The 25,962-nt window shown below is 63.3% G+C and carries 24 protein-coding genes and 1 tRNA gene; 12 read left to right on the top strand and 13 right to left on the bottom strand.

The window, feature by feature from the left end:
- On the top strand, nucleotides 1-199 hold a 199-nt coding region (locus tag WC739_RS00505), incomplete at its 5' end, for an aldo/keto reductase (protein ID WP_372951035.1).
- 75 nt (nucleotides 200-274) lie between these two features.
- Here WC739_RS00505 and WC739_RS00500 read toward each other — a convergent pair.
- Nucleotides 275-1,333, bottom strand: coding sequence for a glycerophosphodiester phosphodiesterase family protein (locus WC739_RS00500; protein WP_372951034.1), 1,059 nt, complete (start codon nucleotides 1,331-1,333; stop codon nucleotides 275-277).
- A 96-nt stretch (nucleotides 1,334-1,429) separates the two neighbouring features.
- Entirely contained in the window at nucleotides 1,430-2,644 is a 1,215-nt protein-coding gene (locus WC739_RS00495) for an acyltransferase family protein (protein WP_372951033.1), read from the bottom strand.
- Nucleotides 2,645-2,768: 124 nt separating this feature from the next.
- On the opposite strand from WC739_RS00495, the gene speB reads away from it, so the two are divergent.
- Both speB and argC read left to right on the top strand, forming a co-directional pair.
- Nucleotides 2,769-3,776, top strand: a complete 1,008-nt coding sequence (gene speB / locus WC739_RS00490; protein WP_372951032.1) for an agmatinase — start codon at nucleotides 2,769-2,771, stop codon at nucleotides 3,774-3,776.
- 30 nt (nucleotides 3,777-3,806) lie between these two features.
- Nucleotides 3,807-4,733, top strand: coding sequence for an N-acetyl-gamma-glutamyl-phosphate reductase (argC, locus tag WC739_RS00485; protein ID WP_372951031.1), 927 nt, complete (start codon nucleotides 3,807-3,809; stop codon nucleotides 4,731-4,733).
- A gap of 69 nt (nucleotides 4,734-4,802) precedes the next feature.
- Here argC and WC739_RS00480 read toward each other — a convergent pair whose 3' ends face one another.
- Nucleotides 4,803-5,894: a COX15/CtaA family protein gene (locus tag WC739_RS00480; RefSeq protein WP_372951030.1), complete on the bottom strand. Its 1,092-nt coding sequence runs from the start codon at nucleotides 5,892-5,894 to the stop codon at nucleotides 4,803-4,805.
- Nucleotides 5,895-6,044: 150 nt separating this feature from the next.
- On the opposite strand from WC739_RS00480, the gene WC739_RS00475 reads away from it, so the two are divergent.
- Nucleotides 6,045-6,260, top strand: a complete 216-nt coding sequence (locus WC739_RS00475; protein WP_372951029.1) for a DUF2842 domain-containing protein — start codon at nucleotides 6,045-6,047, stop codon at nucleotides 6,258-6,260.
- 13 nt (nucleotides 6,261-6,273) lie between these two features.
- Here WC739_RS00475 and WC739_RS00470 read toward each other — a convergent pair whose 3' ends face one another.
- Nucleotides 6,274-7,329, bottom strand: coding sequence for a polysaccharide deacetylase family protein (locus WC739_RS00470; RefSeq protein WP_372951028.1), 1,056 nt, complete (start codon nucleotides 7,327-7,329; stop codon nucleotides 6,274-6,276).
- A gap of 91 nt (nucleotides 7,330-7,420) precedes the next feature.
- Between WC739_RS00470 and WC739_RS00465 the strand changes: the two genes are divergently transcribed.
- Nucleotides 7,421-8,641 (top strand): GNAT family N-acetyltransferase, encoded by a 1,221-nt coding sequence (locus WC739_RS00465; protein ID WP_372951027.1) that lies wholly within the window; start codon nucleotides 7,421-7,423, stop codon nucleotides 8,639-8,641.
- Nucleotides 8,642-8,741: 100 nt separating this feature from the next.
- Here WC739_RS00465 and WC739_RS00460 read toward each other — a convergent pair whose 3' ends face one another.
- Nucleotides 8,742-11,003 carry a GumC family protein gene (locus WC739_RS00460; RefSeq protein ID WP_372951026.1) on the bottom strand — a complete coding sequence of 754 codons (2,262 nt, stop codon included), beginning with the start codon at nucleotides 11,001-11,003 and terminating at the stop codon, nucleotides 8,742-8,744.
- Nucleotides 11,004-11,263: 260 nt separating this feature from the next.
- Here WC739_RS00460 and WC739_RS00455 point away from each other — a divergent pair, with 260 nt between their 5' ends.
- From WC739_RS00455 to WC739_RS00440, 4 genes are all read left to right on the top strand, one after another.
- Nucleotides 11,264-11,827, top strand: a complete 564-nt coding sequence (locus WC739_RS00455; protein WP_372951025.1) for a polysaccharide biosynthesis/export family protein — start codon at nucleotides 11,264-11,266, stop codon at nucleotides 11,825-11,827.
- A 10-nt stretch (nucleotides 11,828-11,837) separates the two neighbouring features.
- Nucleotides 11,838-12,968 carry a glycosyltransferase family 4 protein gene (locus WC739_RS00450; RefSeq protein WP_372951024.1) on the top strand — a complete coding sequence of 377 codons (1,131 nt, stop codon included), beginning with the start codon at nucleotides 11,838-11,840 and terminating at the stop codon, nucleotides 12,966-12,968.
- 90 nt (nucleotides 12,969-13,058) lie between these two features.
- Complete coding sequence (locus tag WC739_RS00445) at nucleotides 13,059-14,594, top strand: undecaprenyl-phosphate glucose phosphotransferase (RefSeq protein WP_372951023.1); 1,536 nt, start codon at nucleotides 13,059-13,061, stop codon at nucleotides 14,592-14,594.
- Nucleotides 14,591-15,868: an O-antigen ligase family protein gene (locus WC739_RS00440; protein WP_372951022.1), complete on the top strand. Its 1,278-nt coding sequence runs from the start codon at nucleotides 14,591-14,593 to the stop codon at nucleotides 15,866-15,868. Before WC739_RS00445 ends, WC739_RS00440 begins: the two co-directional genes overlap by 4 nt.
- 50 nt (nucleotides 15,869-15,918) lie before the next feature.
- Here the strand turns inward: WC739_RS00440 and WC739_RS00435 are convergent.
- The 4 genes from WC739_RS00435 to WC739_RS00420 all read right to left on the bottom strand — a co-directional run bounded on the left by WC739_RS00435 (nucleotide 15,919) and on the right by WC739_RS00420 (nucleotide 20,811).
- Nucleotides 15,919-15,995: transfer RNA gene (locus tag WC739_RS00435), tRNA-Pro, on the bottom strand.
- A gap of 101 nt (nucleotides 15,996-16,096) precedes the next feature.
- Nucleotides 16,097-16,558 (bottom strand): YbaK/EbsC family protein, encoded by a 462-nt coding sequence (locus WC739_RS00430; RefSeq protein ID WP_372951021.1) that lies wholly within the window; start codon nucleotides 16,556-16,558, stop codon nucleotides 16,097-16,099.
- Nucleotides 16,559-16,743: 185 nt separating this feature from the next.
- Nucleotides 16,744-17,133 carry a helix-turn-helix domain-containing protein gene (locus WC739_RS00425; protein WP_372951020.1) on the bottom strand — a complete coding sequence of 130 codons (390 nt, stop codon included), beginning with the start codon at nucleotides 17,131-17,133 and terminating at the stop codon, nucleotides 16,744-16,746.
- 111 nt (nucleotides 17,134-17,244) lie between these two features.
- Nucleotides 17,245-20,811, bottom strand: a complete 3,567-nt coding sequence (locus WC739_RS00420; protein WP_372951019.1) for a DUF4082 domain-containing protein — start codon at nucleotides 20,809-20,811, stop codon at nucleotides 17,245-17,247.
- Between the two features lie 364 nt (nucleotides 20,812-21,175).
- Between WC739_RS00420 and WC739_RS00415 the strand changes: the two genes are divergently transcribed.
- The 3 genes from WC739_RS00415 to WC739_RS00405 all read left to right on the top strand — a co-directional run bounded on the left by WC739_RS00415 (nucleotide 21,176) and on the right by WC739_RS00405 (nucleotide 23,449).
- Nucleotides 21,176-21,769 (top strand): hypothetical protein, encoded by a 594-nt coding sequence (locus tag WC739_RS00415; protein ID WP_372951040.1) that lies wholly within the window; start codon nucleotides 21,176-21,178, stop codon nucleotides 21,767-21,769.
- A 185-nt stretch (nucleotides 21,770-21,954) separates the two neighbouring features.
- A complete protein-coding gene (locus WC739_RS00410; protein WP_372951018.1) occupies nucleotides 21,955-22,176 on the top strand; it encodes a hypothetical protein in 222 nt (73 codons plus the stop codon).
- Nucleotides 22,177-22,411: 235 nt separating this feature from the next.
- The gene (locus tag WC739_RS00405; protein ID WP_372951017.1) at nucleotides 22,412-23,449 is read left to right on the top strand and encodes an ATP-grasp fold amidoligase family protein; all 1,038 of its coding nucleotides are present in this window, start codon (nucleotides 22,412-22,414) and stop codon (nucleotides 23,447-23,449) included.
- Between the two features lie 42 nt (nucleotides 23,450-23,491).
- Here WC739_RS00405 and WC739_RS00400 read toward each other — a convergent pair whose 3' ends face one another.
- The 4 genes from WC739_RS00400 to WC739_RS00385 all read right to left on the bottom strand — a co-directional run bounded on the left by WC739_RS00400 (nucleotide 23,492) and on the right by WC739_RS00385 (nucleotide 25,953).
- Complete coding sequence (locus tag WC739_RS00400) at nucleotides 23,492-23,794, bottom strand: hypothetical protein (RefSeq protein ID WP_372951016.1); 303 nt, start codon at nucleotides 23,792-23,794, stop codon at nucleotides 23,492-23,494.
- Nucleotides 23,795-23,886: 92 nt separating this feature from the next.
- On the bottom strand, nucleotides 23,887-24,426 hold the full coding sequence (locus WC739_RS00395) for a MerR family transcriptional regulator (protein ID WP_224666115.1): 540 nt from the start codon (nucleotides 24,424-24,426) through the stop codon (nucleotides 23,887-23,889).
- Nucleotides 24,427-24,556: 130 nt separating this feature from the next.
- Nucleotides 24,557-24,880 (bottom strand): integration host factor subunit alpha, encoded by a 324-nt coding sequence (locus tag WC739_RS00390; protein WP_224666114.1) that lies wholly within the window; start codon nucleotides 24,878-24,880, stop codon nucleotides 24,557-24,559.
- A gap of 101 nt (nucleotides 24,881-24,981) precedes the next feature.
- Entirely contained in the window at nucleotides 24,982-25,953 is a 972-nt protein-coding gene (locus WC739_RS00385; RefSeq protein WP_372951015.1) for a beta-ketoacyl-ACP synthase III, read from the bottom strand.
- Nucleotides 25,954-25,962 lie beyond the last annotated feature (9 nt).

The following is a 25,962-nucleotide window of genomic DNA, read 5'->3' as shown; positions in this document are numbered from 1 at the left end:
TCTCTCGGCGGTGGCGGCCCGCCTCGGCGCCACGCCTATGCAAGTGGCCCTTGCCTGGCTGCTCCAGCGCTCACCCAATATCCTGCTGATCCCGGGTACGTCCTCGGTCGGGCATCTGCGGGAAAACCTCGCGGCGGCCGAACTGCGGCTGTCGGCGGACCTGCTCGATGAACTGGATGGCGTGGCAAAGGCGGCGTGACGGCGTCGAGCGGCCCCGCGCCGAAAGCACGCGTTCGCATCGTTGGGTTTCGGCCGTCGCGCCAGCGACGGCCTCCTAGTTGATGCTCGCCGTCTTGGCGGGTTCCGCCGGCCGCGCCTCATCGGCATAAGGCACGCGGTAGCCGTTCGCCGCCAGCCAGTCGATTGCCGCTTTCGGCTCGTCGGTCTGGATGATGGTGGCGCCGCGTTCGGCCCAAAAACCCCAGGCTTCGGCGGGCAGGCTGGCCTGGATCGCCAGCTCGTCGCCGCGGCCGCCGGCGAGGAAGCCGCCCGGCTTGTTGACGATGGCGTAGGTATCGGCCCAGATATGCCAGTCGCCGCTCACCGCGGCCGCCCGCATGCGCGTGCTGAACAGCGGTCCGCCGGTCTCGGTCAATCTCTGGGCGCCGTCCCGCCAGTTGATCAGCTCGATCGCCCGCAACGAGAAGGCTTGGTCGACCGTCTTGGCGAAGCCGGAATCATGCACGGCATCGTCGGCGAGGATCGGCATGAACTGGAAGCCGCCGCCAATCGCATCCATGGCGGCCTTGACCGTGGAAATCCTGTTCTGGCTCCACAGGTTCTCCTTGACGATGACCTGCTCGGCCATGCCGAGGTGGCGCGCCACCGCGATCATGCCCGAGAGGTCGCCGACTTCGAGCTTGTTGTCGAGATTGATGAGGATCCTGTCCCGGGTCGCCATCAGCATCTCGCGCAGCGTCGAAACCGTCTCGCCGGTAACGACGCCGGTGCCCTCGACGACCAGTCGGCAGGACCTCAGTTCGGCCAGCGTATAGGCGACGACTTCGCCCTTGCAGGTCGTGGTGCGGTCGAGCCAGCTGTCATGCATGACGACAAACTCGCCGTCCTTCGAGCGCCTGATGTCGACCTCGACGATTTCAGCGCCCATGGCGATCGAGCCTTCCACCGCCGCGATCGAGTTTTCCGCGTAAAGCGTCTTGCCCGCCTGCATGCTGCCGGCGCGATGCGCGGCCACCATGACGTGGTCGCGCCACTGGTTAGCATGTTCGAAGCGGTCGAGAACCTGCCTGGCTCGCGTTTCGCCGGCAAATGACTGCCCGGCCAGTGTCGCCAGCATGGTGGAAATCAGAAGGCCCAGGCTTATGGTCCGCATCGAGAATCGCTCCTTGCCGGATCGAGACCCGGATAGGCGACGCCCGTGACAGGGAGGTGAACGAAGCCGGCTAGCTGCTTGCCGCGAGAGCGCGCATCAGATGCGTTTCGAGAGCCGGCGGAACCAGGCCATGGCAGGCATTTCGACGAAGCGCCAGGTGATCCATGAGGCGGCGATGGTGGCGAAGAGCATGACAAGGATCGCCGCGGCTCCGGTCAAGCCCCCCGCAAAACCCGTCGCGGGCTGTCCGCGCAGCACGAAGTCGCCGATCAGGCCGAGGCCGCCGAGCTTGCGCTCGATGAGCCCAGCGACATTGATCAGCCGCGCCTGAACGAAGATGTGGACCATGTAGATCGAATAGGACAGCGAGCCCAGCGTCAGCATGAAAGGGGTCCGGAGCAAGGCACTGATCCAGCCGCCTTCGTGGGCGAAAAGAAACAGCGCCAGCGCGAATACCAGCGGTGCGGCGATGCCGAGGTCGTTATCGCCCGCCATCGACACAAACAGGACAATGACCACCACCATGACGATCTCGGCAAGCGTCCAGGCCATGCGCGGCCCGCCGGCCCTGGCCAGCGCCTGTCGCGCTCCTGCAATGGAATCATGCTGGAACCATGCCAGCAATGCGCCGAGCGAGAAGCCGTACAGGCAGCGGATGAAGCCGAAATCGAAGGACACATCCATATGGTGGGTGGAGAAGCCGAGCAGGAAGAGCGGCGCGGTGATGGCGGCGGCAACGAACCATACCCAGGCGCGAGCGCCGGCGACAAAGACAACGCCGGCAAACAGCAGATAGGCGAAGAACTCGGCCGAAATGCTCCAGCTCGGCGCGTTCCACGTCAGCTGGTCCTCGAAGCCGACACCCTGCAGCAGGAGAAGATTGGCAAGCAGGCTCTTGATGTCGAAACCGCCCGTAAAGGGAGCGGCTCCGGTGCCATGCAGTTGCGGCAGCACCAGCCGCAGCAGTTCGAAGCCGGCAAAGGCGGCAAGCATGAAGAGATGAAGAGGATAGATGCGGCCGAAACGGACCAGCGTGAAGCGCGCGACGTCCTCCGGCTGGTTCAGCCGGTCGCCGTAGCTGCTGGCGATGACGAAACCGGAGAGGACGAAGAAAAGGTCGACGAAAAGATAGGACGAACCGATGAAGGCGCTTTGCGAAACCATCGAGCCGGTCGGAAAATGGAACAGTGCCACCAGGAGCGCGCAGATGCCGCGCCAGGAATCGAGAACCAGGAACCGTTGCCCGGCGATCGTGCCACCCCGGGTCGACACCAGGGCACGGGCCGGATTAAGAAACGCTGTCTGCGTCATGATGGCACAAATCCTGTTCTGCCGTGGCACCTGGGCGGCGCGATTTCATCTCCGCAAGCCGTGACTGGCATCTTCCGTGCCGGTTCTGTAGTTGTTGCACCCCGATGAACAGCGAGGACCCGTAATGGCGAACACCACCATCGACCATGCCTTCACCGCCCGCTCCAAAACCGGCGCGGCCTTCGAGCCGACCTATTCCGGCGCGCTGTCGTTCATGCGGCGCAAATATACGAAGGACGTGAAGGGCGCGGACGCAGTGGTGTGGGGCATTCCCTTCGACGCGGCGGTTACCAACCGGCCCGGCGCCCGCTTCGGGCCGCAGGCGATTCGCCGCGCCTCCGCGATCCTCGACAACGACCCGCAATATCCGTTCTCACGCGATCTGTTCGAGCATCTCGCGGTGGTCGACTATGGCGACTGCCTGCTCGACTCGGGCAACCACCAGAAGACGCCGGGCACGATCGAACGCGAGGCCGCCAGGATCCTGAAGTCCGGCGCCTTCCTGTTGACGCTGGGCGGTGATCATTTCGTCACCTGGCCGCTGCTGAAGGCGCATGCCGCCATCCACGGTCCCCTCGCCCTTGTGCAGTTCGACGCCCACCAGGATACCTGGCCCGACGATGGCAAGCGCATCGACCATGGCTCCTTCGTCGGCCGCGCCGTCAAGGAAGGCATCATCGATCCCGACCGGTCCATCCAGATCGGCATCCGCACCCACGCGCCCGACACGTTCGGCATCAAGATCCTGCATGGCCACGAAATCGAGGAGATGCGCGCGTCTGACATCGCCTATGCCATCGTTGACCGCACCGGCGGCAAGAAGACCTATCTCACCTTCGACATAGACTGCCTCGATCCGGCCTATGCGCCAGGCACCGGCACCCCTGTTGCCGGTGGGCCTTCCTCGGCGAAGATCCTGTCGACGCTGCGCCAGCTCAACCAGATCGATATTGTCGGCGCCGATGTCGTGGAGGTTGCGCCAGCCTATGATCACGCCGATATAACGGCGATCGCCGGCTCGATGGTGGCCATGCAATATCTCGGCCTGCTGGCCGAGCGAAAAGCCCGGCAGCAAGAGCTCAACAATGGCGGCCACAACGGTGCCGCGATGAATCACGGTCACGGCATATAGCTTTGAAATAGCAGGGAATTTGATCGATCCATGAAACCGAAAATCTTCATCGACGGCGAGCACGGCACCACGGGCCTGCAGATCCGGACACTGCTTGCCGAGCGCGGCGACCTGGAGATCATTTCGATCCCAACCGAACGTCGCAAGGAAACGGCTGCGCGGGCCGAATTCCTCAACGCCGCCGATGTCGCGATCCTGTGCCTGCCCGACGACGCGGCCATTGAAAGCGTGTCGCTGATCGCCAACGACACCACCAAGGTCATCGACGCGTCGACGGCGCATCGCGTGGCCGAAGGCTGGACATACGGCTTTCCCGAGATGGACAAGGAGCAGTCGAGGACGATCGCCTCGGCCAAGCGCGTGGCGAACCCCGGCTGCTGGCCGCAGGGACCCATCGCGACGCTGCGCCCGCTGGTGGCATCGGGCCTGTTGCCGCCCGACTTCCCGATCACCGTCAACGGCATTTCCGGCTATTCGGGCGGCGGACGGCCGATGATCGAGGACTATGTCGCCAAGGGCGAGGATGCCTCCGAATTCCTGCCCTACGGCCTGACCCTGCAGCACAAGCACGTGCCGGAGCTCCGGGCCTATTCGAGGCTGTCGCATGATCCGATCATGCAGCCGGCGGTGGGGAATTTCGCGCAGGGCATGATCACGGTCGTGCCGTTGCAGCTCGGCGGTCTCGACCATGTGCCGACCGGCGCGGAACTGCACGCCGCAATCGCCGATCATTTCGCGACGATTAGGGGTGGCGTGGTCGAGGTGGCGCCTTTCGCGCATGTCGAGCGCGTGCCGGAGATCGACCCAGAGATCTACAACGGCACCAACCGCATGAAGGTCTATGTCTTCGCCAACGACAAGCGGGCGCAGGCCTTGCTGGTGGCGGTCTACGACAATCTCGGCAAGGGTGCCTCGGGCGCCGCTGTCCAGAACATGGACCTGATGCTCGGCCTCTGATGCCCGCTGCACTCCCCGCGCGCTGGAAAGCAGCGCGCGGCCGGATGAGTTCTTGATATAACCGCCGGATCAGTTCTGAAACGCGATCCCATGCGGCAAGGGATAGGCGCCCTTGGTGCCGCGCCAATGCGCTGCGGCAAAACCCAGCAGGACAAGCGCGAATGCCTGGTGCGTCAGCGCCATGTGCAGCGGCACATGCATCAGCAACGTGCCGATGCCGATCGACGCCTGCGCCAGCACGGCCAGGAACAGCAGCGTCGCGCGCCGCGCATGTGTTGAACCCGGCAGCCGCCGACGCGTGTCGACCATGTGCCACAAGGCGACGACGAACACCGTGTAGGCGCCAAGCCGATGGACGAACTGCACCGTCTTCGGGTTCTCGAAGAAGTTGCGCCACGCGGGTTCGAGCAGCAGGAGATCGCCCGGGATGATCTTGCCGTCCATCAGCGGCCATGTGTTGTAGCTCAAGCCGGCGTCGAGCCCGGCGACAAGACCGCCGAGATAGATCTGGACCAGCGCCAGGAGCACGATGATGCCGGCCAGCCGCTGCGTGGACCGGTCGGCAGCGCGTTCTGAATGCGGCGCCAGGCCACGTGCCACCACCATGGTGGCGGTGAAGATCAGTGCGGCAAGCGTCAAATGCGTCGCCAGCCGGTACTGGCTGACCGAGACCCGGTCGACCAGGCCGGACGCCACCATCCACCAGCCGATGGCGCCTTGCAGTCCGCCCAGCAGCAGAATGCCCACCAGCTTTGGCCCCAGCCCGCGCTCGATACGGCTAGTCGCCCAAAACGCCAGTAACGGCAAGGCAAAGACAAGGCCGACGCTGCGCGCCAGGATGCGGTGCGCCCACTCCCACCAGAAAATGGACTTGAAGGCCTCGATGCTCATGCCCTTGTTGAGCTCGGCATATTGCGGGATCTGCTGATAGAGCTGGAATTCCTCCTGCCACTCGGCGTCATTGAGGGGCGGGATGACGCCGTGGATCGGCTTCCACTCGGTGATCGACAGGCCGGAATCGGTGAGCCGCGTCGCGCCGCCGACCAGCACCAGCGCGAACAGCACCAGGAGCACCACGTAAAGCCAGCCGCGTACGAGCGCCCGATTGTGCAGGTCGCGGTCGCGGTCCACGAAAGGCGCGGCAGCTGGTATGGCAGCCATGGTGTTGTCCCGGCGGTTGTTTCGCGGATTGGTGGACCATCGCCCTCTTGCTGGCAAGTCCATGCGGCGCGGCACGCCGTCGCGCCGCGCCTGCCGGGTTGCACGCATTGGCCGTTCGGCCTAAGCGATAGAAATCAACGAGACCGCAACATGCCCCTGCGCCTGAAAAAGCTGATCGGAACATTCCTGCTGGTGGCCCTGGTCGTCATCTACGCGCTGGTCGCGTCGATCTTCGCGGTTGCCCGGCTGTCGGAATCCGGGCCGTGGGTGCATTTCCTGTTCTTCCTGCTCAGCGGCTTGCTATGGGTGCTGCCGGCGATGGGCATCATCAAATGGCTGATGCTGGAGCGGCGCCCCAAGCGCTGAAGGACAAGTTCCCTCAGATCGTCACGACCATCTTGCCGGCATTGGCGAGCGGCGTCGTCACGCCCGACAGCATGGTGCGGATGTGGGCCAAGCTCTGGTAGCGTCCGTTGATCGAGATGCGCGGCAGGGCGTGCAAGAAACCAGCATGCTCGGCGCGCAGCACGCCGTGTCGCGTCGTCACGGCGGACGCATAGCCGGCCTCCCGGACAAAGCCCACTTCGCGGAGGCCAGCGGCGCTGGCATAGCCATAGGGATAGGCGAAATGACTGTGCATGCCGCCCAGTTCGGCGCCCAGCGTGGCACGGACATCGCCGATCTCGCGCCGCGCATCGGTTTCGCACAGCCGCTTCAGATTGCTGTGGTGGATCGTATGGGCGCCAATGGTCACCAGCGGATGCCTGGCAATGGCGCGGATGTCGTCCCAGTTCATGAGCGTCCGGCGTGAGGCGTCGACGTCCACCCCGCTGGCCTGCGCCATATCGCGCAGCACGGTCCGCAGGTCCTCCTCGGGGACCTCGGCGGTAAGATAGGCCTGCAAACGTGCATTGGCCTGCACTTTCCTGGCGGGGGTAGAGCAATCGATCGACAAGGGACCATTCGGCGTCGCCAGGGTGATGGCATCCCGCGCGTTGACGATGTCCTCGGCCACCTCCCACCACAGATCGGCCGTTCCGTCGACCAGCCCGGGGGCGATGTAGATGGTCATCGGCGCCGCGTGCTTTTCCAGCACCGGCAGCGCCTCCGTCATATTGTCGCGATAGCCGTCGTCAGCGGTGATCGTCGCGAACCGGCCGCCCCGGCCGCCGGCCTTGATGCGCTCGATGGCTTCATCCATCGAAACAAAGGCATAGCCGCTCGCTTTCATGTCGGCAATCAGCGCGTCAAGGAAGCGGGGTGCGATGTTCAGATGCTGGTTGACGCTGTTGGGCTTTTCCGGTGTCGCGGTGACGCGGTGCAACATCAATATGGCGCCAATGCCGCCGATGAATGGTTTGGCCAGAGGCGCAAGCCCGGAATAGCGAACGACATGAAGCGCCAGTTTCCGGATTGCCTCGCCTCCGTCGATCATTCATTCACCTTTTGCGCCTAGGCTGGTCCAAGCATGGAATGCGCCCGCGCGAACCCCCAAAACGCCACGAATACGCCCTAAGGATTGAGGTATGGTTGACGCAACCGCGTCATTTGACGGCAAGCGGCTCGGAGCCACCGCGTCCCGCACTTTGCCGCTGGATGAGGCCGGCCCGTCGATATCCGTCATGTCCGTCGACGGACTCGCAGCCTATGCGCAGTTCTGCCATTCGGCGCTGTTCGCACCGGCGCAGAGCGCTGCCTGGGTCCTGAACTGGGCGGCCAAGGTCGGACCGAACCTGGTGGTAGCGACCCTAGCCATCGACGGCAGGCCGCTTTTCGCGCTGGCCCTGGAGGTCACCACCAAAGGTCCGTTCCGCATCGCAAGGTTCATGGGCGACCGGCACGCCAACGGCAATTTCGTTGCCGCCGATCCGCAATGGCTCGCCACGGCAGATGTCACCTCGATCCGGTCGCTGCTCGCGGCCATCGCCAGGGCCCGCCCCGACATCGATATCGTGGCGCTCGAACGGCTGCTGCCCGATCTCGATGGCGTCGCCAATCCTTTCGCCTCGTTCGACCATTTCGCCAGCCCCAACCTGTCTCTGGGTGTCGATCTCGGCGGGGGCTTCGACGCCATGCTGTCGCGCATCAGCGCCAAGCGCAAGCGCAAGAAGCACCGCTCGCAGATGCGCAAACTGGAGGCCGTCGGCCCCCACCGCCGCATCGAGGCACGCACCCCCGACGAGGTGGACAGGCTGCTCGATGCCTTTTTCGAGATGAAGGAATCCCGCTTCCGCAAGATGGGCATCACCAATGTCTTCGCCGACGAGCAGGTACGCGCCTTCTTCCGCGCGCTGTTCACCCAGGCGCTCGGCGAGGACCGGCCGCGTTTCGTGCTGCACGGACTGGAGGTTGCCGGCAAGCTGCGCGCCATTACCGGTTCAAGCCGCTCGGGGAAGCGCCTGATCTGCGAGTTCGGCGCGATCGCCGACGATGATCTCGGCCACGCCAGCCCGGGCGACTTCCTGTTCTTCGATAACATCGAGGAAGCCTGCGAGGCCGGCTTCGAGGTCTATGATTTCTCCGTCGGCGACGAACCTTACAAGCGGCTGTGGTGCGATATCGAGATCCAGCATTTCGAGGTGCTGCTTCCCTTGACGCTGAAGGGACGCGTGCTGGCGTTGTCGCTTCGGCAAAACGCGCGGCTCAAAGCCTTCATCAAGAACAGCCCGACGATCTGGAAACTGACCAAGATGCTGCGCCGCAAGGCGGCGGGACAGGCAGCGGACCCCGGCGAAGACGAAGGCTAGACCCCAGAAGCTCAGGACTTCCCCGTGGCAACGCCCTGCCCAGACCCGAAGGTCGAGAGCGGCCACGTGGAAGCCGTTTCACACTTTTCCTGGAATTGTTCTAGGCCGCGGTTCGACGTCCCGGCACCGGCCTGCCTGGCGGTTCATGGCCTAGCGGCGTCACCAGCGTCAGGCCCGTATATCCGCTTTCGATCAGCTGGTGCGCAGCCTGCGCCACCTCATCGTCGGCTTCCAGCATCGACAGGAAGACCTCGGTGGCGTCGCCGGTCACGCGGCTGATGCCTTGCGCGTCGGCGGGACCGCATTCGACTACGACAAGATCGTATGCCGTGGTCAGCGATTGCATGATGATGGGCAGCCGATCGGCGGCGCGCATGGCGCGCACCGGATCGGCGGTGCCGACGGGAATGACGTGGCAATCCGAATAGAGATCCGCGTGGATGACATCGCTGAACTGCGCTTCCGAAGCGAGCAGGTTGGTGATGCCCGGGAACAGCCCGCTGTCCAGCATTGGCCGCGACGCCGCGCCCGACGCGGTGAGGTCGAGCAGCAGCACACGCAGGCCGGCATCGGAGACCTCGCGCGCCACAAGCACGGCCGAGGCGGCGGCCTCGTCACCTTCCGGCGAGACGAATATGGCCCGCGCGGCCCCACTTGCGATCAGTTTCTCGGCCGCTCTGTCGATGTCGATCTCACCCAGGGCAGAGCGTGCCGGCTCGGGCGCGTCAACGGTATCGGCTTCAGCCATTGGTTCGGCTCGCGCGGCGTGTTCATCCTCGTCGACCAGTTGGGCGGGCGCAAGCGGCGTGTCTGCTGCAACGGCCCGCTCCAAAGGCTGCGGCCGCAGGACCTCCTCAGGTGCTGCCGCCTGGTCGATGGCGCGATCCTCGAATGTTTCGACAACCGGTTCCTGGCGGATCACAGGCATCGCCACCTCGTCGATGCGCTCAAAGCGGGCGCCGGCCGCCGGTCGCATGGCGCGGCCCGAAAACAGCTCCTGCAGCAGGGTGACGATTGCCATGATCAGCAGGGACCCGACAAAGGCGGCGCCGACGATCGGCAGCACTTTCGGGAAATAGGGCTCGGACGGCACCTGGGCTTCGGAAACGATGCGGGCATCGACCGGCAGGTAGTTGCGGTCCTTGCGCGAGGCCGCCGCCAGATAGTTGGCCTGATAGGTCTCGAGCTGCTGGCGCCGGGCATTCGCGTCGCGCTGCAAGGCATCGAGTTCGACCTGCTGCTCGCCGGCGCGCGCCGATGCGGCCTTGAGCGTGTTGACGTCGGCGACCAGCTGGTTCTCACGTGCCTGCGCGGTCTGCGCCTGGGTCACCAGCCCCCTCATGATCTTCTGGGCCTCGTTGCGGATCTGGCTGTCGAGATCGGCAAGCTGCGACTTCAGCGCGCGGATACGCGGATGATTGTCGAGCAGGGTGGTCGAGAGGTCGGCGATGTTGGCCTTGAGTTCGACCTGCCGCTCGCGCAGTCGCTGGATCAGGTCCGACGACAAGACCTCCGGCACCGCGTCAAGCGAACCGCCGCCCTGCAGTGCCTTGCGCACGCTGTCGGCGATTGCTTCCGCGAAGGCACGGTTGGCGCGCACGCGCATCAATTCGCTCGACAGTTCTGAGAGCTGCTGCGTGGCCAGGACCGAGTTGTTGGCACCCAGCAGGAGGTCGGATTGCGCCCGGTAGTTCGCAACCTTGGCCTCGGCATCCTTCACCTGCCGCTGCAGATCGGCGATCTCAGGCCCCAGAAACGCGGTGGCGGCGGAGTTCGATGTGATTTTCGCGCTGCCCTGGGTGGCGATATAGGCTTCGGCAATCGCATTCGGGATGGCCGCCGCTAGCTTGGGATCCTGCGAGGAAAACTCGATGGCTATGATGCGGGTCTTTTCGACGCTGTAGACATTGAGCCCGTCACGCATCTTCTTCAGCACGCGCTCTTCGGCCGGAATTTCCTGCGGGTCGCTTTTCAGGCCGGTGATGACGAGCAGCTTGCCGAGCGCCGACATGTTGGCCGCGTCGTCAAATTCCGGCAGCCGCGCGAGGTTGAGCTTGACGGCGACCTGCTTGAGGATGTCGCTGGAGGAGACGATCTGGACTTCGGTGGCAATTCCTTCCTCGTCGAGAAGAGGCTTGTCATTGTCGTTGGCGCCATTTGGCCTTGTGTAGACGGACTCGCCTGTCTCGATCTTGATCTGCGTTACAGCCTTGTAGTGCCGCTTGGCCACCAGGGTGAAAGCGAATGCCAAACCCGTCACCACCAGCGCGATGACGAGGATGCGCAGCCAGTTCCGCGCCAGGCTGGCGAAGAGCTGCCTGAGATCGACGTCGACATCTGCGGCCGCGGACTGAACGGACATGCATCCCTACTCCGATACTGGGTCAGCACGCACCGTAAACAATTATGGTAACTCAGGCGTTAAGATGGCGGTAATATCGCGTTAAGGATTTGCCGGGACTTGGCCGTAAGAGGCGGTCGAAAAGTCCTGCTACGTCGCCCACGCGCGCTGTGTCCACCGCGTCCTTTACCGCCCATTAACCCTAACAGGATGATAACGGACCTCGATCCCTGATGTTTGCCGCGACGCAGCGGCGGCCAGTCGAAGGTACCTGTCCGGTCATGAAAAGCACTGCTTCCCTGCTTCGCGCGCTGCTTGCCGTATCGATGCTTGCCGGCTGTTCCAGTTACCGGCCGACCCCGGCCGCCTTCCACGAGGTGCTCGAGCAGCCCTATCGCCTCGGCGCCGGCGACCGCATTCGCGTCACCGTGTTCGAGCAGGAGGGATTGACCAATACCTACAGCGTCGACCAATCCGGTTATCTCTCCTTCCCGCTTGTCGGCGCCATACCGGCGCGTGGGCACACCGCGCAGCAGATGGAAAAGGAAATCGCCGACAAATTGCGGCAAGGCTACCTGCGGGATCCCGACGTCTCGGTCGAAATCGACCGCTACCGGCCAATCTTCGTCATGGGCGAAGTGGGCGCCTCGGGCCAATATTCCTACGTCCCCGGCCTGACCGTGCAGAAGGCAATCGCCATTGCCGGCGGCTTCACAGCGCGCGCCAACCAGGAAAGCGTCGACATCACCCGCGACATCAACGGCAAGGTAATGACTGGCCGCGTGATCACCTCCGATCCGCTGCTGCCCGGCGATACCGTCTACGTGCGCGAACGCCTGTTTTGAATGATCCGACGTGGCGGGCACCCTCAGGATCGTTCATTGCTTTCGCTCACCCGTCGGAGGAATTTTCCGTCATGTGCGCGACCTGACCGAGGCACAGGTCGAAGCCGGGCACCTGGTCGGCATCGTCTGCGATTCGACGACCGGCGGCGCGTTCGAGGAGCGCCTGTTCGAGGACATGAAGGACAGCCTGGCGCTGGGCATCCATCGCACGCCGATGCAGCGCCATGTCGGGCTGGGGGACGCGGCATCGGCCTGGCGCACGTATCGGATCATCAAGGAATTGCGGCCGGACATATTGCACGGGCATGGCGCCAAGGGTGGCGCCTATGCCCGTCTGTTCGGCTCATTGTTGCGGGTATCAAGGTCTCGCGTAGCCCGCCTCTATTCGCCGCATGGCGGCTCCCTCCACTATGACGAGAACACGACCACCGGAAAACTGTTCTTCGCGCTCGAGCGCTTCATGGCTCGATTCACCGACTGTCTGCTGTTCGTGTCCGACTATGAGAGGCGAACCTACCGGCACAAGGTGGGCGAGCCGCCGATCCCGAACGAACTTGTCTATAACGGCCTGCGCGCCGCGGAATTCGAGCCGGTAACCACCCGGGCCGATGGCGCCGACGTGCTCTATATCGGCATGATGCGCGATCTCAAGGGGCCGGATATCTTCATCGAGGCCGTGGCCCTGGCCGGCCCTAGGCTCGGCCGGGCGGTCAGCGCCGTGATGGTCGGCGACGGCGACGACCTGCCCCGCTACAAGGCGCAGGTCAAGCGGCTGGAGCTCGAGAGCCAGGTCCGCTTCCTGCCGCCAATGCCCGCCAGGGAGGCATTCGCGCTGGCGGCGCTCGTCGTCGTTCCCTCGCGCGCCGAGGCCATGCCCTATATCGTCCTGGAGACGCTTGCCGCCGGAAAACCGATGATCGCCACCGGGGTGGGCGGCATACCGGAGATCTTCGCCATCGATTCCCCCGCCTTGATCCGGCCGAACCCGCTGGAGCTTGCCGACAAGATGAGCCAGGCGCTGGCGGACCCCGCCGCTTATCGCGACCTGATGCCCGATGGCGCCAGCCTCAAGGCGCGTTTCGGCGCCGATGTGATGGCCGCCGAGATCGAACGGGCCTATTTCGCGGCGCTTGGCAAATAGGCCGCAGGGCGCTTCCAAAGCCACGCGTTGTTAAAAGGCTTTCTTAGCTCTCTTTATGCTATTCACCGCGGGCAAGCTCGCGGAAAGCCCATGAACGAGATCGATCCCGCGCGCCGCTTTTCGCCAGAAGCAGTGCGCAAATTCGAGAGTCCCGCCAACGGTGACCCGCCCGGCGGCATGAACGATGTCGCACGCCAGGTCGCTTCGCAGTACAGGCGCGATACGATGTCGCCGATCATGGTCAGCGGCGTCCTTCGCATGGTCGAATTCGCGATGCTGTTCCTGTCGGGGCTGCTTGTCTATTTCCAGTATGTCGGCTTCTTCAACTACCTCGCCTGGCAATATCCGCTGACCATCGGCGCGGCCTCCTTCCTCGCCGTGCTGCTGCTCGACGTCACCGATTGCTACCAGGTGGCCTCCCTGATGCGGCCGATCGCCAGCCTTGGCCGGATCCTGGTAGTCTGGGCCGGCACCTTCGCCCTCATGGCGCTGATGGCTTTCGTCATGAAAATGTCGGGGGACTATTCGCGCCTCCTGTTCGGCACATGGTTTGTCGTCGGCTTTGCGCTCCTCGTCGGTCTCAGGCTGGTGATGTCCAGGTTGATCCGCCGCTGGGCGCGCGACGGCCGCATGGAGCGCCGTGCCGTCATCGTCGGCGGCGGCAAGGCGGCGGAAATCCTGATCCGCTCCGTCGAGAAGCAGCCCTACAACGATATCCGCATCTGCGGCATCTTCGATGACCGCGGCGACAAGCGCTCGCCGCCGATCGTCGCCGGCTATCCCAAGCTCGGCACCGTTTCGGAACTGATCGAATTCGCCCGCATCGCCCGCATCGACATGCTGATCGTGTCGCTGCCGCTGACCGCCGAGACGCGCGTGCTGCAGCTGCTGAAAAAGCTGTGGGTGCTGCCGGTCGATATCCGCCTGTCGGCGCATTCCAACGCGCTTCAGTTCCGCCCGCGCGCCTATTCCTACATCGGCTCGGTGCCGATGCTCGATATCTTCGACAAGCCCATCAACGACTGGGATTCGGTTGCCAAGCGCGCCTTCGACATCGTCTTTTCGCTGATCGGGATCGTGGTCTTCTCGCCGGTGATGCTGGCGGCTGCCATCGCCATCAAGCTCGACAGCAAGGGACCGGTGCTGTTCCACCAGAAGCGGCATGGTTTCAACAACGAGGTCATCGAGGTCTACAAATTCCGTTCGATGTACACCGACAAGGCCGATCCCACCGCCAGGCAGACCGTCACCAAGAACGACCCACGCGTCACCCGCGTCGGCCGCTTCATCCGCAAGACCTCCATCGACGAGTTGCCGCAGTTCTTCAACGCGTTGCTCGGTTCGCTGTCGCTGGTCGGGCCGCGCCCGCACGCCATCGCCGCGCAGTCGCACAATCTTCTCTACAACGAGGTGGTCGACGGCTATTTCGCGCGCCACAAGGTCAAGCCCGGCGTCACCGGCTGGGCGCAGATCAATGGCTGGCGCGGCGAGATGGACACCAACGAGAAGATCCGCATGCGCACGGAATACGACCTCTATTACATCGAGAACTGGTCGCTGCTTTTCGATCTCAAGATCTTGTTCCTGACGCCGCTGCGCCTGCTGAACACGGAAAACGCCTATTGAGCGCGATTTCCCACGACCTGCCGCTGGGCGCGGTCAACGCTAAGCTGATCGCGCTGATCTCCTCCGGCGCGGTTTTCCTCGGCATATTCCTGTCGGGCTTCGTCATCGTCGAACCGGCGCCTTATGAATTCTACATGGCCGGGCTGATTGTCGTCTGGGCACTCTTCGGCCTTAGGATATCGCGCGCGGCATCGCCGCTGCTGGTGCTGCTGCTGACGATGAACATCGGCGGCATGATCTCGATGACGCAGATGGCCAATCTGGCCAACACCCCGCTCTATCTGGCCGTATCGCTGTTTCTCGCCTTCACCGCCGTGTTCTTCGCCTCGGTGACCGCCGTGCAACCGGCCCTCTACCGGGTGATCTTCATTGCCTATGTCGCGGCAGCGGTGATCACCTCGCTGCTTGGCATTGCCGGCTATTTCCACGCTTTTCCGGGCGCGGAGATATTCACCAAATACGACCGCGCCGCCGGCGCCTTCCAGGATCCGAACGTGTTCGGACCGTTCCTGGTGCTGCCCGGCATCTATCTGCTCTATCTGCTATTGACCGGGCCGATCACACGCATGCCATTGCTGGCGGTGCCGCTGCTGGTCATCACCGCCGGCATCTTCTTCTCGTTCTCGCGTGGCGCCTGGGGCATGTTCGGCGTCTCGGCCATCCTGCTCACCGGTTGCCTGTTCCTGCAAAGCGCCAGCGGCATGTTCAGGCTGCGCGTGGTGGTGATGACGATCGCCGCCCTGTCGCTGCTGGTCATCGCCATCATCGTCATCCTGCAACTGCCCGGCGTGGCGGACATGTTCTCCAACCGCGCCCATCTCGAACAGAGCTACGACACCGCCCGCCTCGGCCGCTTCGCCCGCTACACGATCGGCTTCCAGATGGCGCTCGAACACCCGTTCGGCATCGGCCCGCTGGTCTTCGGCACGATCTACGGCGAAGACACGCACGACATCTGGCTGAAGATGCTTATGGACTATGGCTGGCTCGGCTTCGTGTCGTTCCTGGCGCTCGTCCTGTGGACGATATCAGCCGGATTCCGCATCCTGCTGCGCGACCGGCCGTGGCAGCCGTACCTCCTGTGCGCCTATGTCGCCTTCATCGGCAATATCGGCCTCGGCACCTTCATCGACATAGACCACTGGCGCCATGTCTATCTGCTGCTCGGCCTGATCTGGGGAGCGATTGCGCTGGAGTACAGGCATCAGAAGCTGTTGCGGCGTGCGCCACGGGCGCAGGATGACAACGATCACCGGAATTTGAAATTTGCTTGAATTGGCCCGCTTCTGGCCAGCTTGGACTCGGGGAAAGTCCTGCATCGAATTGGTCGGAGTGGCCGGATTCGAACCGACGACCCCTTGACCCCCAGTCAAGTGCGCTACCGGGCTGCGCTACACTCCGGACCGGTCGCGATGTATCGTGATAACCCCGCTCGGGTCAACCGAAATTCGGCGGCTGCCATGCGTTGCGTTGCGGATGGTGGCGAGCCCGGCAATGGCCCCCTACCCCTGGCACACATCCACCCACTCGGCCCCGGTCAGTTCGGCCATCCTCGGCGGCGTGATCCGCACGGCGGCATTGGTGGCGCCGGCGGCGGGGACGACCTCGTCGAATTGGCGCAGCGACACATCGCAATAGACCGGCAGCGGCGACGGCAGGCCGAACGGGCAGACACCGCCGACGGGATGGCTTGTGGCGGCGACCACCTCGTCCGCATCCAGCATGCGCGGCTTGCCGCCGAAACGGTCCTTGAACTTGCGGTTGTCCAGCCTGGCGATGCCGCTGGTGACGACGAGCATGGTGCGCTCGCCGACGCGCAGGCAGATCGTCTTGGCGATCTGCGCCGGCAATACGCCATGCGCCTCGGCCGCCAGCGCCACGGTCGCCGAACTCGCCTCGGTCACGATGACGTCGATGTCGGGCGCGTGGGCGGCGAAGAAGGCACGAACGGAGTCCAGGCTCATTGTCAAAACCCATGATTGGAAACGGTGGAGCGGCGGACCTGAATGTCGGTTGATTTGCCGCCGCGCATATAAACACGCTCGGATCGCAAATCGGCAAGGCCCAGACGCGGACGCAGCGCGGCGACAAGAACAAAAAACCCGCCAAGGGGCCCTGGCGGGTTTTGACCGGCTGGCTTGATGCCGATCTATGCCAGGGAACGGCCCTGCAAGGATGGAGTGTGCACGGTCGGAGCGATGAGCGTTTCATGGGCAAGTCGAAGCGCGGACACAATACGGCGCAGCTTCGACGGGTCAGTCACCTTGCCGCTTTCGATATCCTCGATCTCGTCGACCGACAGACCGCAAGTCAGGGAAAGCTTTTCGACACTGTAGCCACGGGTCTCCCGCATCGCTTTGAGACTGCCGTTGTCGGAGCCGATCCCGTTGACCAGGGGCTCGGACAGGTCATCGCTTCTTGCATTTTGGGGCATTGGCAACTCCATGGGCTGAAAGAGTTTGATCAAATATGGGTGTTGCCTGAGACGATCGGCAAGATGCCCGCTTGCCGGCGATTTGCCAAGTGCCAAACGGACCATAACGCTATCGTGAACCGTGCAAGGGTGAGGCAGCCGTGCGGACATCGCCGTGGCTTCCACCAAGACCCAATGTGGGCCAGTCGAAACAGTGCTGCGTCTTTGGCGAGGTGCTCAGGCGGTAACGATCACATCGACCCAATAGTTGCCGGCATTGAACGTGTTGGTGGGGAAGGTGCTGCCTGCCCCATAGGCATAGACACCATTGCCACCAGAACTTGCACTGTCCGGCGCGGTCAGCATTCCGCTCGTATGCGCCGAGGTGAAGTAGGAGGGCGTCGCGGAATAGTAGCCGACGGTGGTATGGTAGGAGACCACGTAGATCGTGTTCGCCGTCAACGGGACCGACGAGGCGAATGTCACGGTTTGCCAGCCGCTTGCCGTCTCGCCGCTGAAGGTGGCGCTGGCCAGCAGCGCACCGGCGCCGCTCCAGAGATGGGCGACGTGCGTGCCGGTGTTCTGCGGTCCCTTGTAGAAGCGGATGCCGATGGCGTTGACGGCGCTGGTGCTCGTAAACTTGACGCCGAGCTCGACGGCGTTCGGGTCGTTCTGCGTGACGGTGGCGGGTGTATCGCCGAGATTGAAAAGGCTGAACGTGCTCGGAGCCGTCTGCTGGAAGAGGACGTCGACCCAGTAGTTGGTCGCATTGTAGCTGCTGGTCGGGAAGCTGCTCGTCGCGCCGTAGGCGTAGAGGCCGTTGCCGGTGGCGGGCGCCGACAGGACCCCGCTGACATGCGCGGTGGAGAAGTAGTTGCTGTCGCCCGAGTAGAACCCGGTCGGCGTGTAGTAGGAAGCGACATAGACCGTGCCCGAGGTGATCGGCACCGGCTGCTGGAAGATCGCCTGTTGCCAGCCGCTCGCCGTCTCGCTGCCGAAGCTGGTCGTTGCAAGAAGGGTGCCCGTCGCGCTCCAGAGATTGGCGATGTGGGTGCCGGTGTTTTGCGGGCCCTTGTAGAAGCGAACGCCGATCACCTGGCCAGCGGCCGAAGACTGGAACTGAACGCCCAATTCCACGGCGTTGCTATCGTTTTCCGTGACAACGGCGGGCACATCGGACGTGCTGAACAGGCTGACCGTGGTCTGACCGCTGGCAGTGACCGACAATGTCACATTCGCGGACGCCGTCCCGCCAAACCCGTTGCTGATGGAATAGACGAAGCCGGCGCTGCCGACATAATTCGTCGCCGGCGTGAATGTCGCGGTCTGGGTTCCGGCATTGTAGGTGGCCGTTCCATTTGTCGGGCTGCTGACGCCGCTGACCGACAGCGAATAACCGTTGGGGTCCGTGTCGTTGGCCAGCAGCGCCGACGCCGGAATGGCGAGCGGCGTGTTCTGGCTGGTGATGAACCCGCCGACATTGTTGGCGGTCGGCGGAAGATTTCCCGCGCCGCCGCTGCGGTTGAACACGACGTCGACCCAATAGTTCGCGTTGAGAAAGGAACTCGACGGGAAGGTGCCTGCCGCGCCGTAGACGAAAACGCCATTGCCGACGCTGAGGCCAGACGGTGCCACCAGGGATCCAATGCCGCGGCCGCTATAGAAATAATTGATATCGGCGGAATAGGAGCCGGCACAGGAGTAGGACACGACATAGCTTTGACCCGCGCTGAGCAGCACTGGCGTCGTCAAATTGGCTTGCTGCCAGCCGCTGGCGGTCTCGCCCGAGAACGTCACGCTCCCCAACAGGGCGCCCGAAGAATTCCAGAGATGACCGACATGGGTCCCGACATTGCGTGAATTCTTGTAGAAACGTATGGCGCTCACCGTGCCGCCCGTCGTGGCCGTGAAGCGGAGCCCGACTTCGATGGCGTTGGTATCGTCGGTCCAGAGCGTGAAGGGTACATCGCTCGGCGTGAACAGGCTGACGGTGGCGGCTGGCGTCACCGTCACGGACACGCCGCCTCCGGGCGTCTCGACATTCATGCTGTCGTCGACGGCCCGAGACATTATGGTGAAGTTGCCGGGAAGCAGCGGGCGCCATACGAATGTCCAGCTGGTCGTGCCCACCGCCGGGCGCCACGTCAGTCCGCCATCGGTGGACACGTCGACGACGGCGACCAGCCCGCCGGCATCCGAAGCCGTGCCGGTGATCGTCACCGCCTGCTGCTGGACCAGGCTCGCGCCGGCAGCGGGGCTCGAGATTGTCGACACCGGCGGCGTCAGATCGGTCGGCGCCGATGCCGCGACGAGGTTCGACTGAAGCGTCTGCGGCTGGACACCCATGTCAGCGAACATGTTGACCATGAACTGCTGGACGTTGGGGTCCTCCGGGGTCACCACCACGGGCCCGTCGTTTGCGTAATCGTGGCTGGTGTCAAGCGCGAAGGACCAGAAGACGGTGCCCGCTCCGAAGACAAGCGCGCCGCTCGGCGCGCGGTAGAGGGCGAGATTGTGCGTCGCCTGCGCGGTGCCGACATTGTTGCCATAGTCGAGGAGATAGGTGTCCACGGTGAGCGTGGTCTGCGAAAGATGGACCAGCCCCGCGGGACGGAACCCGTTGTCGGGAGATTCGTCCCATTCGTATCCCAACGTTCCCGCCGCCAGGGAGGCGACATGACCCGATTGTGTCGCAGCCACCGTGGTGTTGCGCCAGGGACGGAACCCGGACGGGCCGAACGGTACGGTGATCGTGTCGGCCCGGTATGAATCGACCTGGAATATCGTTCCGGTCAGAGCGTTTTCCGGCCGCCCGCCGTCGGATGGCGGGCTGAAGCCGGGGTCGCGCCATGTCCCTGTCCATTCGCTGGACGGATCGATCTTGGCGTCGGCGCGCGTTTCCTTGTAACAGACCAACGTGCGGTTGGGGACGCCGCTGGCATCCGCCTCCCAGCGCGTTTTCCAGTAGACTTCGTTGCCGCTGATGAACATCAGGTGCACGCCCGCGTCGCGGGCCGCCTCGACATGCGCACGCTGATCGCCGGACCAGTATTCGTCGTGGCCGACCGACATATACACCTTGTGGTTCGTCAACTGGACGCCGCCAGGGCCGATGTCCACGCCGGTGACATAGGTGACGTCGAAACCATTGCGCTCGAGCCAGCGGATGGCCGCGTATTCCGCGCTGAAGACGAAATCCTGGGGCCCGGCATAAGTGCCGATGCCGTCGCGGGTCACGAACGGCCTGTTATAGCTGACCTTGTAGGCGCGGCCGGCCGCGCTGGCGTTGCCGCCATAGAGGTTGGCGCCACCCCAGCCATTATAGGCGTGCCAGGTCGTGTCGGCTGTCTGAAAGACGATATCGCGTTGCGCCCCGTCGTTGCGGACGATGAACGTGATATGATTGGCACCGGCCGTCGCGTCCTGCCGCACAAGCTTTGCGATGTAGACGCCAGATACGGCCGTGGCGGGCACGGGCCATGAGGTCGTGACCGACCAGTTGCTGGCATCGACCAGACCGATGGTCGGATCGCCACCGGGCGGCGGCTGCACGGACGCCGCGTTCTGCTGCAGGGTTGCAACGAGGCGTGCACCCAATCCCGCGTAGTAGCCAAGGCGATAGATATCGATCCTGTAGTTGGTGGAATCGGTATTGATCTTGAAGGTTACAGTCTCGCCCTGATTGACACTGATGTGTGTCGCGAAGCCTTCGATGTTGCTGGAAGCAGGTCCGCCGAGGTCCCACTGGCTCTGCGGGTTACCGGTTTTCTGGTTCTCGACCACAATCGGATTCAAGCTCGGCATCGCAGCATTCTCCTCTTGGCGCGCGAGACGAAGAAACGAGACAGACCTGTGTGATTGAATAAATAGAGAATAACATGCGGATTAATACTATCAAAGGGGTAGTATCTTAGCCGTTTGACGGAATGGCCACACCTCCCGAGACTGTCCGAACCCATGTCTTGACGTCGAAGGCTGTGGATGGGGCGGACCGGTCATTCCGGATCCGCGTTCGTGGCCACCTTCGCGCCGACCCGAGGCTTGGATCAATTTCAATTGAATGGCGGGGCGGTCGAATTGATCGCGGTTTCCGCCCGCCCGGACGTTGAATGACTGTCGCTGGCGGTCGATCCGGCCAGCCTTTTGAAGGATGGATACAATGAACTCGATGAGATTTGCCGCCCTTGGCTTTGCCTTCCTGTTCGCGGGAACAGGCCTGGTGCAAGCCGATGCCATGCGCGTCCGCGGCACGGTTGTTGGCTTTGACGGGGCGCTTCTGACCGTAAAGACCCGCGACGGCAATTTGGATGCGATCAAGCTTGCAGCCGGCTGGAAAGTTTCCGGCGTCGCCAAGGCATCCCTTAAGGACATAAAGCAGGGCGACTTCCTCGGCATCGCATCGGTGTCGAAAGCGGATGGCGGCAGCGGCGCCCTGGAAGTGGTGGTCTTTCCCGCGGCCTTGAAGGGCACCGGCGAGGGTGACCGTCCCTGGGACCTGCAGCCGAACAGCCGCATGACCAACGGCACCGTCGCCGACGTCACCAACATCGATGGCCGGACGGTCACGCTGACCTATGACAACGGGCAGACGAAGAAGATCGCGATTCCCGACAACACGCCTGTCGTGACGTTCGCGACCGCCACGCAGGCCGACCTTAAGCCGGGCGCCACTGTCTTCGTCAACGTCGAGCGGGATGGTGGGGGCACGCTGAGTTCCAGCCGCGTCGTGGTCGGAAACAATGGCGTGGTCCCGCCAATGTAGGCGAACAGGCCGGCACTTCGACCGCGTTCACAGGAGCGAAAATAGCGCGGGTTCGCCGGACATGGTCCAGAAATGAAAATCTACAATCTGGAAATACTGGCGAAAAAATTCAGGAGCGTAATCCCGGGTGCGGCGGTCGGGCTATCGATCCGGTTCAAATCCGCCCGCGAAAAAGGAAACGATCCATGAATAAGTCCCTTGTGTCGGCCTTCGGGCTTGTGGTTGCCCTTGCTTTGACGATGCCCGTCATCGGCGCGACAAGCGCGGATGCATCCCAGATGAGAATGCCCCATCATCACTACCATCATCATCGCGTTCGCCACCACCACTGGCACCACCGTCACTGGAGCCACCACCACTGGCACCATCACCACCACCATGTCGAGAAGGTCGTCAAGAAGATCTGACTGCGGTAGACCGCCAGCGAGAAGACCGGCCCTTGCTTCTGGCCAGGGCTGGTCTGCTCAAAGTAGCGGAATGCAATCGAGCGGGCGGTTTGCGCGGCTCCAGGTTTCGGGGCAAAACAGCCGTTGCGACCGCGGCCGATCTTTTACGCGAATGCAATTCGCGCTACGCCGATGAACACTCTTTGACCGGCCAAACCGCCGAACCAGGCTTCGCCAAAGGCCAAGGTATTCCTGAATGACCGCCAACGCCGATGTTTCGCGCGGTACCCGCATTGTCCTGGCTGTGGCACGCGCGTGGCTTACCCTCCGGCATCCGTTCCTGATCCTGCGGTTCGTTCGGCGGCTCGGCTATCTGCCAAATCCCGCGGCGCCTGAAACTTACCATGAGCGAATGCTCTGGCGAAAAATTGTCGACCACAACCCGCTGTTCGTGACGCTGACCGACAAACTCGCGGCAAAAGACTATATCCGGGGCGTCAGCCCCGACCTGAAGCTGCCGGCAACGCTGTGGTCCGGTTCCGACCCCGCGGCAATCCCGCGGGATTTGCTGGCCGGCGACGTGGTGGTGAAAGTCAATCACGGCTGCGACATGAACATCTTCGTCTCGGACGGGCGACCGGACCGCGCCGCCATCATCCATCGTACAAGCCGCTGGCTGAAACGGCGCTTCGGCGTGCGCAACGGGGAATGGTCCTATTTGCCGATCGTGCCGGCTGTCTTTGTGGAAGAGCGGCTGGCGCTGTGCGGCGGCACGGTCGCCACCGACATCAAGGTCCATGTCTGCGGGGGAATTATCTCGCACGTCTGGGTCGAGGACACACAAGCCGACCGGTCGCTGCTGTTCGACCGCAATGCCATGCCTCTGCCAGGCCGCGATCCGGACTACCCTCGCGAGGATCAGGCCCTACCGGTCAGTGAGCAGCTGCTCGCCTATGTCCGCGAAGCGATCTCGCTCGCGCCGCGCATCGCCGGCGATCTCGATTACATCCGCGTGGACTTCCTCGTCGCGGAAGACGGGCTTTATGGCGGAGAGATCGCCGTCTATACGGCGGCCGGCTACGCCACCTGGACCAACCCGGCCATCACCAAGGAAATCGAGCGGTGCTGGCAACTAGGCCAATCGGCGTTCGTCCGCCGGCAGCACAGAGGTGTCGCCCACCTCTATGCCGAAGCACTTCGCGCCAGCATCCAATCCGTAGCGCGAATCGATGCGGGTCTACGTCCGGATAATCAACCCGAGGTCGCGCTGGTTAATCGTGGCGCGTCATTATGAACGGCCACAGCCGTTCCTGCTGTCGCGACAGTGACGGCGAGGTCAGCGACGGCTGAACAGCAAACTGGCCGCAAGGCCGAGCACGACGAGGCCGAACGCAGCAGCTGCCGCCGGATGGTCGCGGGCCGATTTCTCGATCACCCTGCCCTGCTTGCGGATTGCAGGCATCGCGTCGCGCAGCCGTTCCGCAATATCGGAATACGTATCGAGCGTGGCATCACGACCGTCCTGGTAATAGGCACCGCCGCGTTTGGCCAAGGCTTTCTTCAAGCCGGCCAGTTCCCTGGTGAGGGTCGCGACCTGCTTGTCCAGATCGATGTCGGAGAGGGTGGAGAATGATGCCATGATGTCTTGTCCTTCACTTGCAGAAGGAAACGTAACGCCTCACCCGGAGACGGGTTCCGGTTTCGAGACGTCAAACTCGCATCGTGTGGCGGTCAACGGACCTGATCGAGCAAGCGCTTGCATTCCAGCAGGTCGAACAGCGCCTCCTGCAGCAGCGCGCGGTTGTCACGCGACAGCTTCGACGCGTCCGGCGAGACGGGGCCCTCGTCGTCGCTCTTTCCCAAGCCGAAAAAGCGGCGGCTGGGTTTGACCCGCGGCTGGCCGACCAGTTCATCATCCATGCCGCGCGGCTGAGCCGCTTGTGTCAGCGGCACCGCATCGGCCTGCCGGCGCTGCGAGATGGCCTCGACGGCGGCCATGTCGCCATTGCCGATGGCGACCAGGAACTGATTGCCGTTCTCCCGCAACAGCTTCTGCACACCCTTGATGGTGTAGCCTTGGTCATAGAGCATATGCCGGATGCCCTTGATCAACTCGACATCCTGCGGCCGATAGTAACGACGGCCGCCGCCGCGCTTCATCGGCTTGATCTGGTTGAAACGCGTTTCCCAGAAACGCAGCACGTGCTGCGGCAGGTCGAGATCCTCGGCGACCTCGCTGATGGTACGAAAGGCGTCCGGGCTTTTGTCCATGGGCGAATCCTCACGCTGGACGATGATCCGGCCAGTGCTACCGAATCGAGGCTATTTCAGCGGTTTGTGAAACAATATTCAAGCCCGGCGTGATGAGGGAGCCGGTTTTCAACCGTGCACTTGCTCGCGGTTACTTGGCGGCCTTTGCCTTGCCGCTTTGATGAGATCGCAAGATACGGCTTTTCAGGACGTTCGACGATTTGAAGGTCATCACCCGGCGCGGCAGGATCGGTACTTCCTCGCCGGTCTTGGGATTGCGGCCGATGCGCTCGTTCTTGGAACGAACATGGAATGTCGCGAAGGACGACAGCTTTACCGTCTCGCCACGCACGATGGCCTCGCAGATTTCGTCGAGGACAGCCTCCACGAGTTCGGCCGATTCAGTGCGCGACAGGCCGACCTTTCGATAGACGGCCTCGGCAAGGTCGGCGCGCGTAAGTGTCTTTCCCCCCATGCGACCGTCCCATCAGTTCAAACATATAATCGGCACAACAACGGCAGAGCCTAAGTAATTGATCCGTCAAGGTCAAGGACCGAAAACCGACCGTCGCGCACTTACCAGCGAACCAGGACGGCACCCCAGGTAAAGCCGCCGCCCATCGCTTCCAGAAGCACGAGATCGCCCTTCTTGATGCGGCCGTCGGCGACCGCCACCGACAGCGCCAGGGGCACGGAAGCAGCCGAGGTGTTACCGTGCAAATCGACCGTAATCACGACTTTCTGTTCAGCTATCCCGAGCTTCCTGGCGGAAGCGTCAATAATCCGTTTGTTGGCCTGATGCGGCACGAACCAGTCGAGATCGTCGGCTGAAATACCGGCCTGCGAGAACGTCGCCTCGATAACGTCGGTGATCATGCCAACCGCATGCTTGAACACTTCGCGACCCTCCATCCTGAGATGGCCGACAGTGCCTGTCGTCGAGGGACCGCCGTCGACAAAAAGCTTGTCCTTGTGGGTTCCATCGGAGCGCAGGCTGGCAGCCAGCACACCACGGTCCGTGATCGCGCCGGTCCCCTCGCCCGCTTCCAGGACGATCGCTCCGGCGCCATCGCCGAACAGCACGCAGGTCGAGCGGTCGTTCCAGTCGAGGATGCGCGAAAAGGTTTCCGACCCGATCACCAGGACGCGCTTGGCCAGGCCGCCCCGAATGTAAAGATCGGCCGTCGTCACGGCGTAGACGAAGCCCGAGCATACCGCCTGCAAGTCGAAGGCAAAGCCGTGATGCATGCCGAGACGGTTCTGTATCTCGACGGCGGTGGCCGGGAAAGTATTGTTGGGCGTCGAGGTCGCCAGCACGATCAGATCAATGTCGGAGGGCGCCAGACCGGCATTGTCGAGGGCCGCGCGCGCCGCCGCCTCTCCCAGCGAAGCCGTCGTCTCGTCATCGCCGGCGATATGGCGCTGGCGGATGCCGGTGCGTTGGGCGATCCACTCATCCGAGGTTTCGACCATGCCCTCGAAGTCGGCATTCTTCATGATACGGCGGGGCAGCGCGGCGCCAGTGCCGCGCACGACTGATCTGATCAAAGTTCTTTC

Source organism: Mesorhizobium sp. (genome assembly GCF_041661565.1).
Taxonomy (GTDB): Bacteria; Pseudomonadota; Alphaproteobacteria; order Rhizobiales; family Rhizobiaceae; genus Mesorhizobium.
Note: the sequence above shows the minus strand (reverse complement) of the source record. Positions and strands in the feature narration are given on the sequence as shown.

Excerpts from the sequence above, each read along its gene's own strand:
- WC739_RS00500 (WP_372951034.1), bottom strand. The coding sequence starts at position 1,333 with ATGCGGACCATAAGCCTGGGCCTTCTGATTTCCACCATGCTGGCGACA.
- WC739_RS00495 (WP_372951033.1), bottom strand. The coding sequence starts at position 2,644 with ATGACGCAGACAGCGTTTCTTAATCCGGCCCGTGCCCTGGTGTCGACC.
- speB (WP_372951032.1), top strand. The coding sequence starts at position 2,769 with ATGGCGAACACCACCATCGACCATGCCTTCACCGCCCGCTCCAAAACC.
- argC (WP_372951031.1), top strand. The coding sequence starts at position 3,807 with ATGAAACCGAAAATCTTCATCGACGGCGAGCACGGCACCACGGGCCTG.
- WC739_RS00480 (WP_372951030.1), bottom strand. The coding sequence starts at position 5,894 with ATGGCTGCCATACCAGCTGCCGCGCCTTTCGTGGACCGCGACCGCGAC.
- WC739_RS00475 (WP_372951029.1), top strand. The coding sequence starts at position 6,045 with ATGCCCCTGCGCCTGAAAAAGCTGATCGGAACATTCCTGCTGGTGGCC.
- WC739_RS00470 (WP_372951028.1), bottom strand. The coding sequence starts at position 7,329 with ATGATCGACGGAGGCGAGGCAATCCGGAAACTGGCGCTTCATGTCGTT.
- WC739_RS00465 (WP_372951027.1), top strand. The coding sequence starts at position 7,421 with ATGGTTGACGCAACCGCGTCATTTGACGGCAAGCGGCTCGGAGCCACC.
- WC739_RS00460 (WP_372951026.1), bottom strand. The coding sequence starts at position 11,003 with ATGTCCGTTCAGTCCGCGGCCGCAGATGTCGACGTCGATCTCAGGCAG.
- WC739_RS00455 (WP_372951025.1), top strand. The coding sequence starts at position 11,264 with ATGAAAAGCACTGCTTCCCTGCTTCGCGCGCTGCTTGCCGTATCGATG.
- WC739_RS00445 (WP_372951023.1), top strand. The coding sequence starts at position 13,059 with ATGAACGAGATCGATCCCGCGCGCCGCTTTTCGCCAGAAGCAGTGCGC.
- WC739_RS00430 (WP_372951021.1), bottom strand. The coding sequence starts at position 16,558 with ATGAGCCTGGACTCCGTTCGTGCCTTCTTCGCCGCCCACGCGCCCGAC.
- WC739_RS00425 (WP_372951020.1), bottom strand. The coding sequence starts at position 17,133 with ATGGTCCGTTTGGCACTTGGCAAATCGCCGGCAAGCGGGCATCTTGCC.
- WC739_RS00420 (WP_372951019.1), bottom strand. The coding sequence starts at position 20,811 with ATGCCGAGCTTGAATCCGATTGTGGTCGAGAACCAGAAAACCGGTAAC.
- WC739_RS00415 (WP_372951040.1), top strand. The coding sequence starts at position 21,176 with ATGAGATTTGCCGCCCTTGGCTTTGCCTTCCTGTTCGCGGGAACAGGC.
- WC739_RS00410 (WP_372951018.1), top strand. The coding sequence starts at position 21,955 with ATGAATAAGTCCCTTGTGTCGGCCTTCGGGCTTGTGGTTGCCCTTGCT.
- WC739_RS00405 (WP_372951017.1), top strand. The coding sequence starts at position 22,412 with ATGACCGCCAACGCCGATGTTTCGCGCGGTACCCGCATTGTCCTGGCT.
- WC739_RS00400 (WP_372951016.1), bottom strand. The coding sequence starts at position 23,794 with ATGGCATCATTCTCCACCCTCTCCGACATCGATCTGGACAAGCAGGTC.
- WC739_RS00395 (WP_224666115.1), bottom strand. The coding sequence starts at position 24,426 with ATGGACAAAAGCCCGGACGCCTTTCGTACCATCAGCGAGGTCGCCGAG.
- WC739_RS00390 (WP_224666114.1), bottom strand. The coding sequence starts at position 24,880 with ATGGGGGGAAAGACACTTACGCGCGCCGACCTTGCCGAGGCCGTCTAT.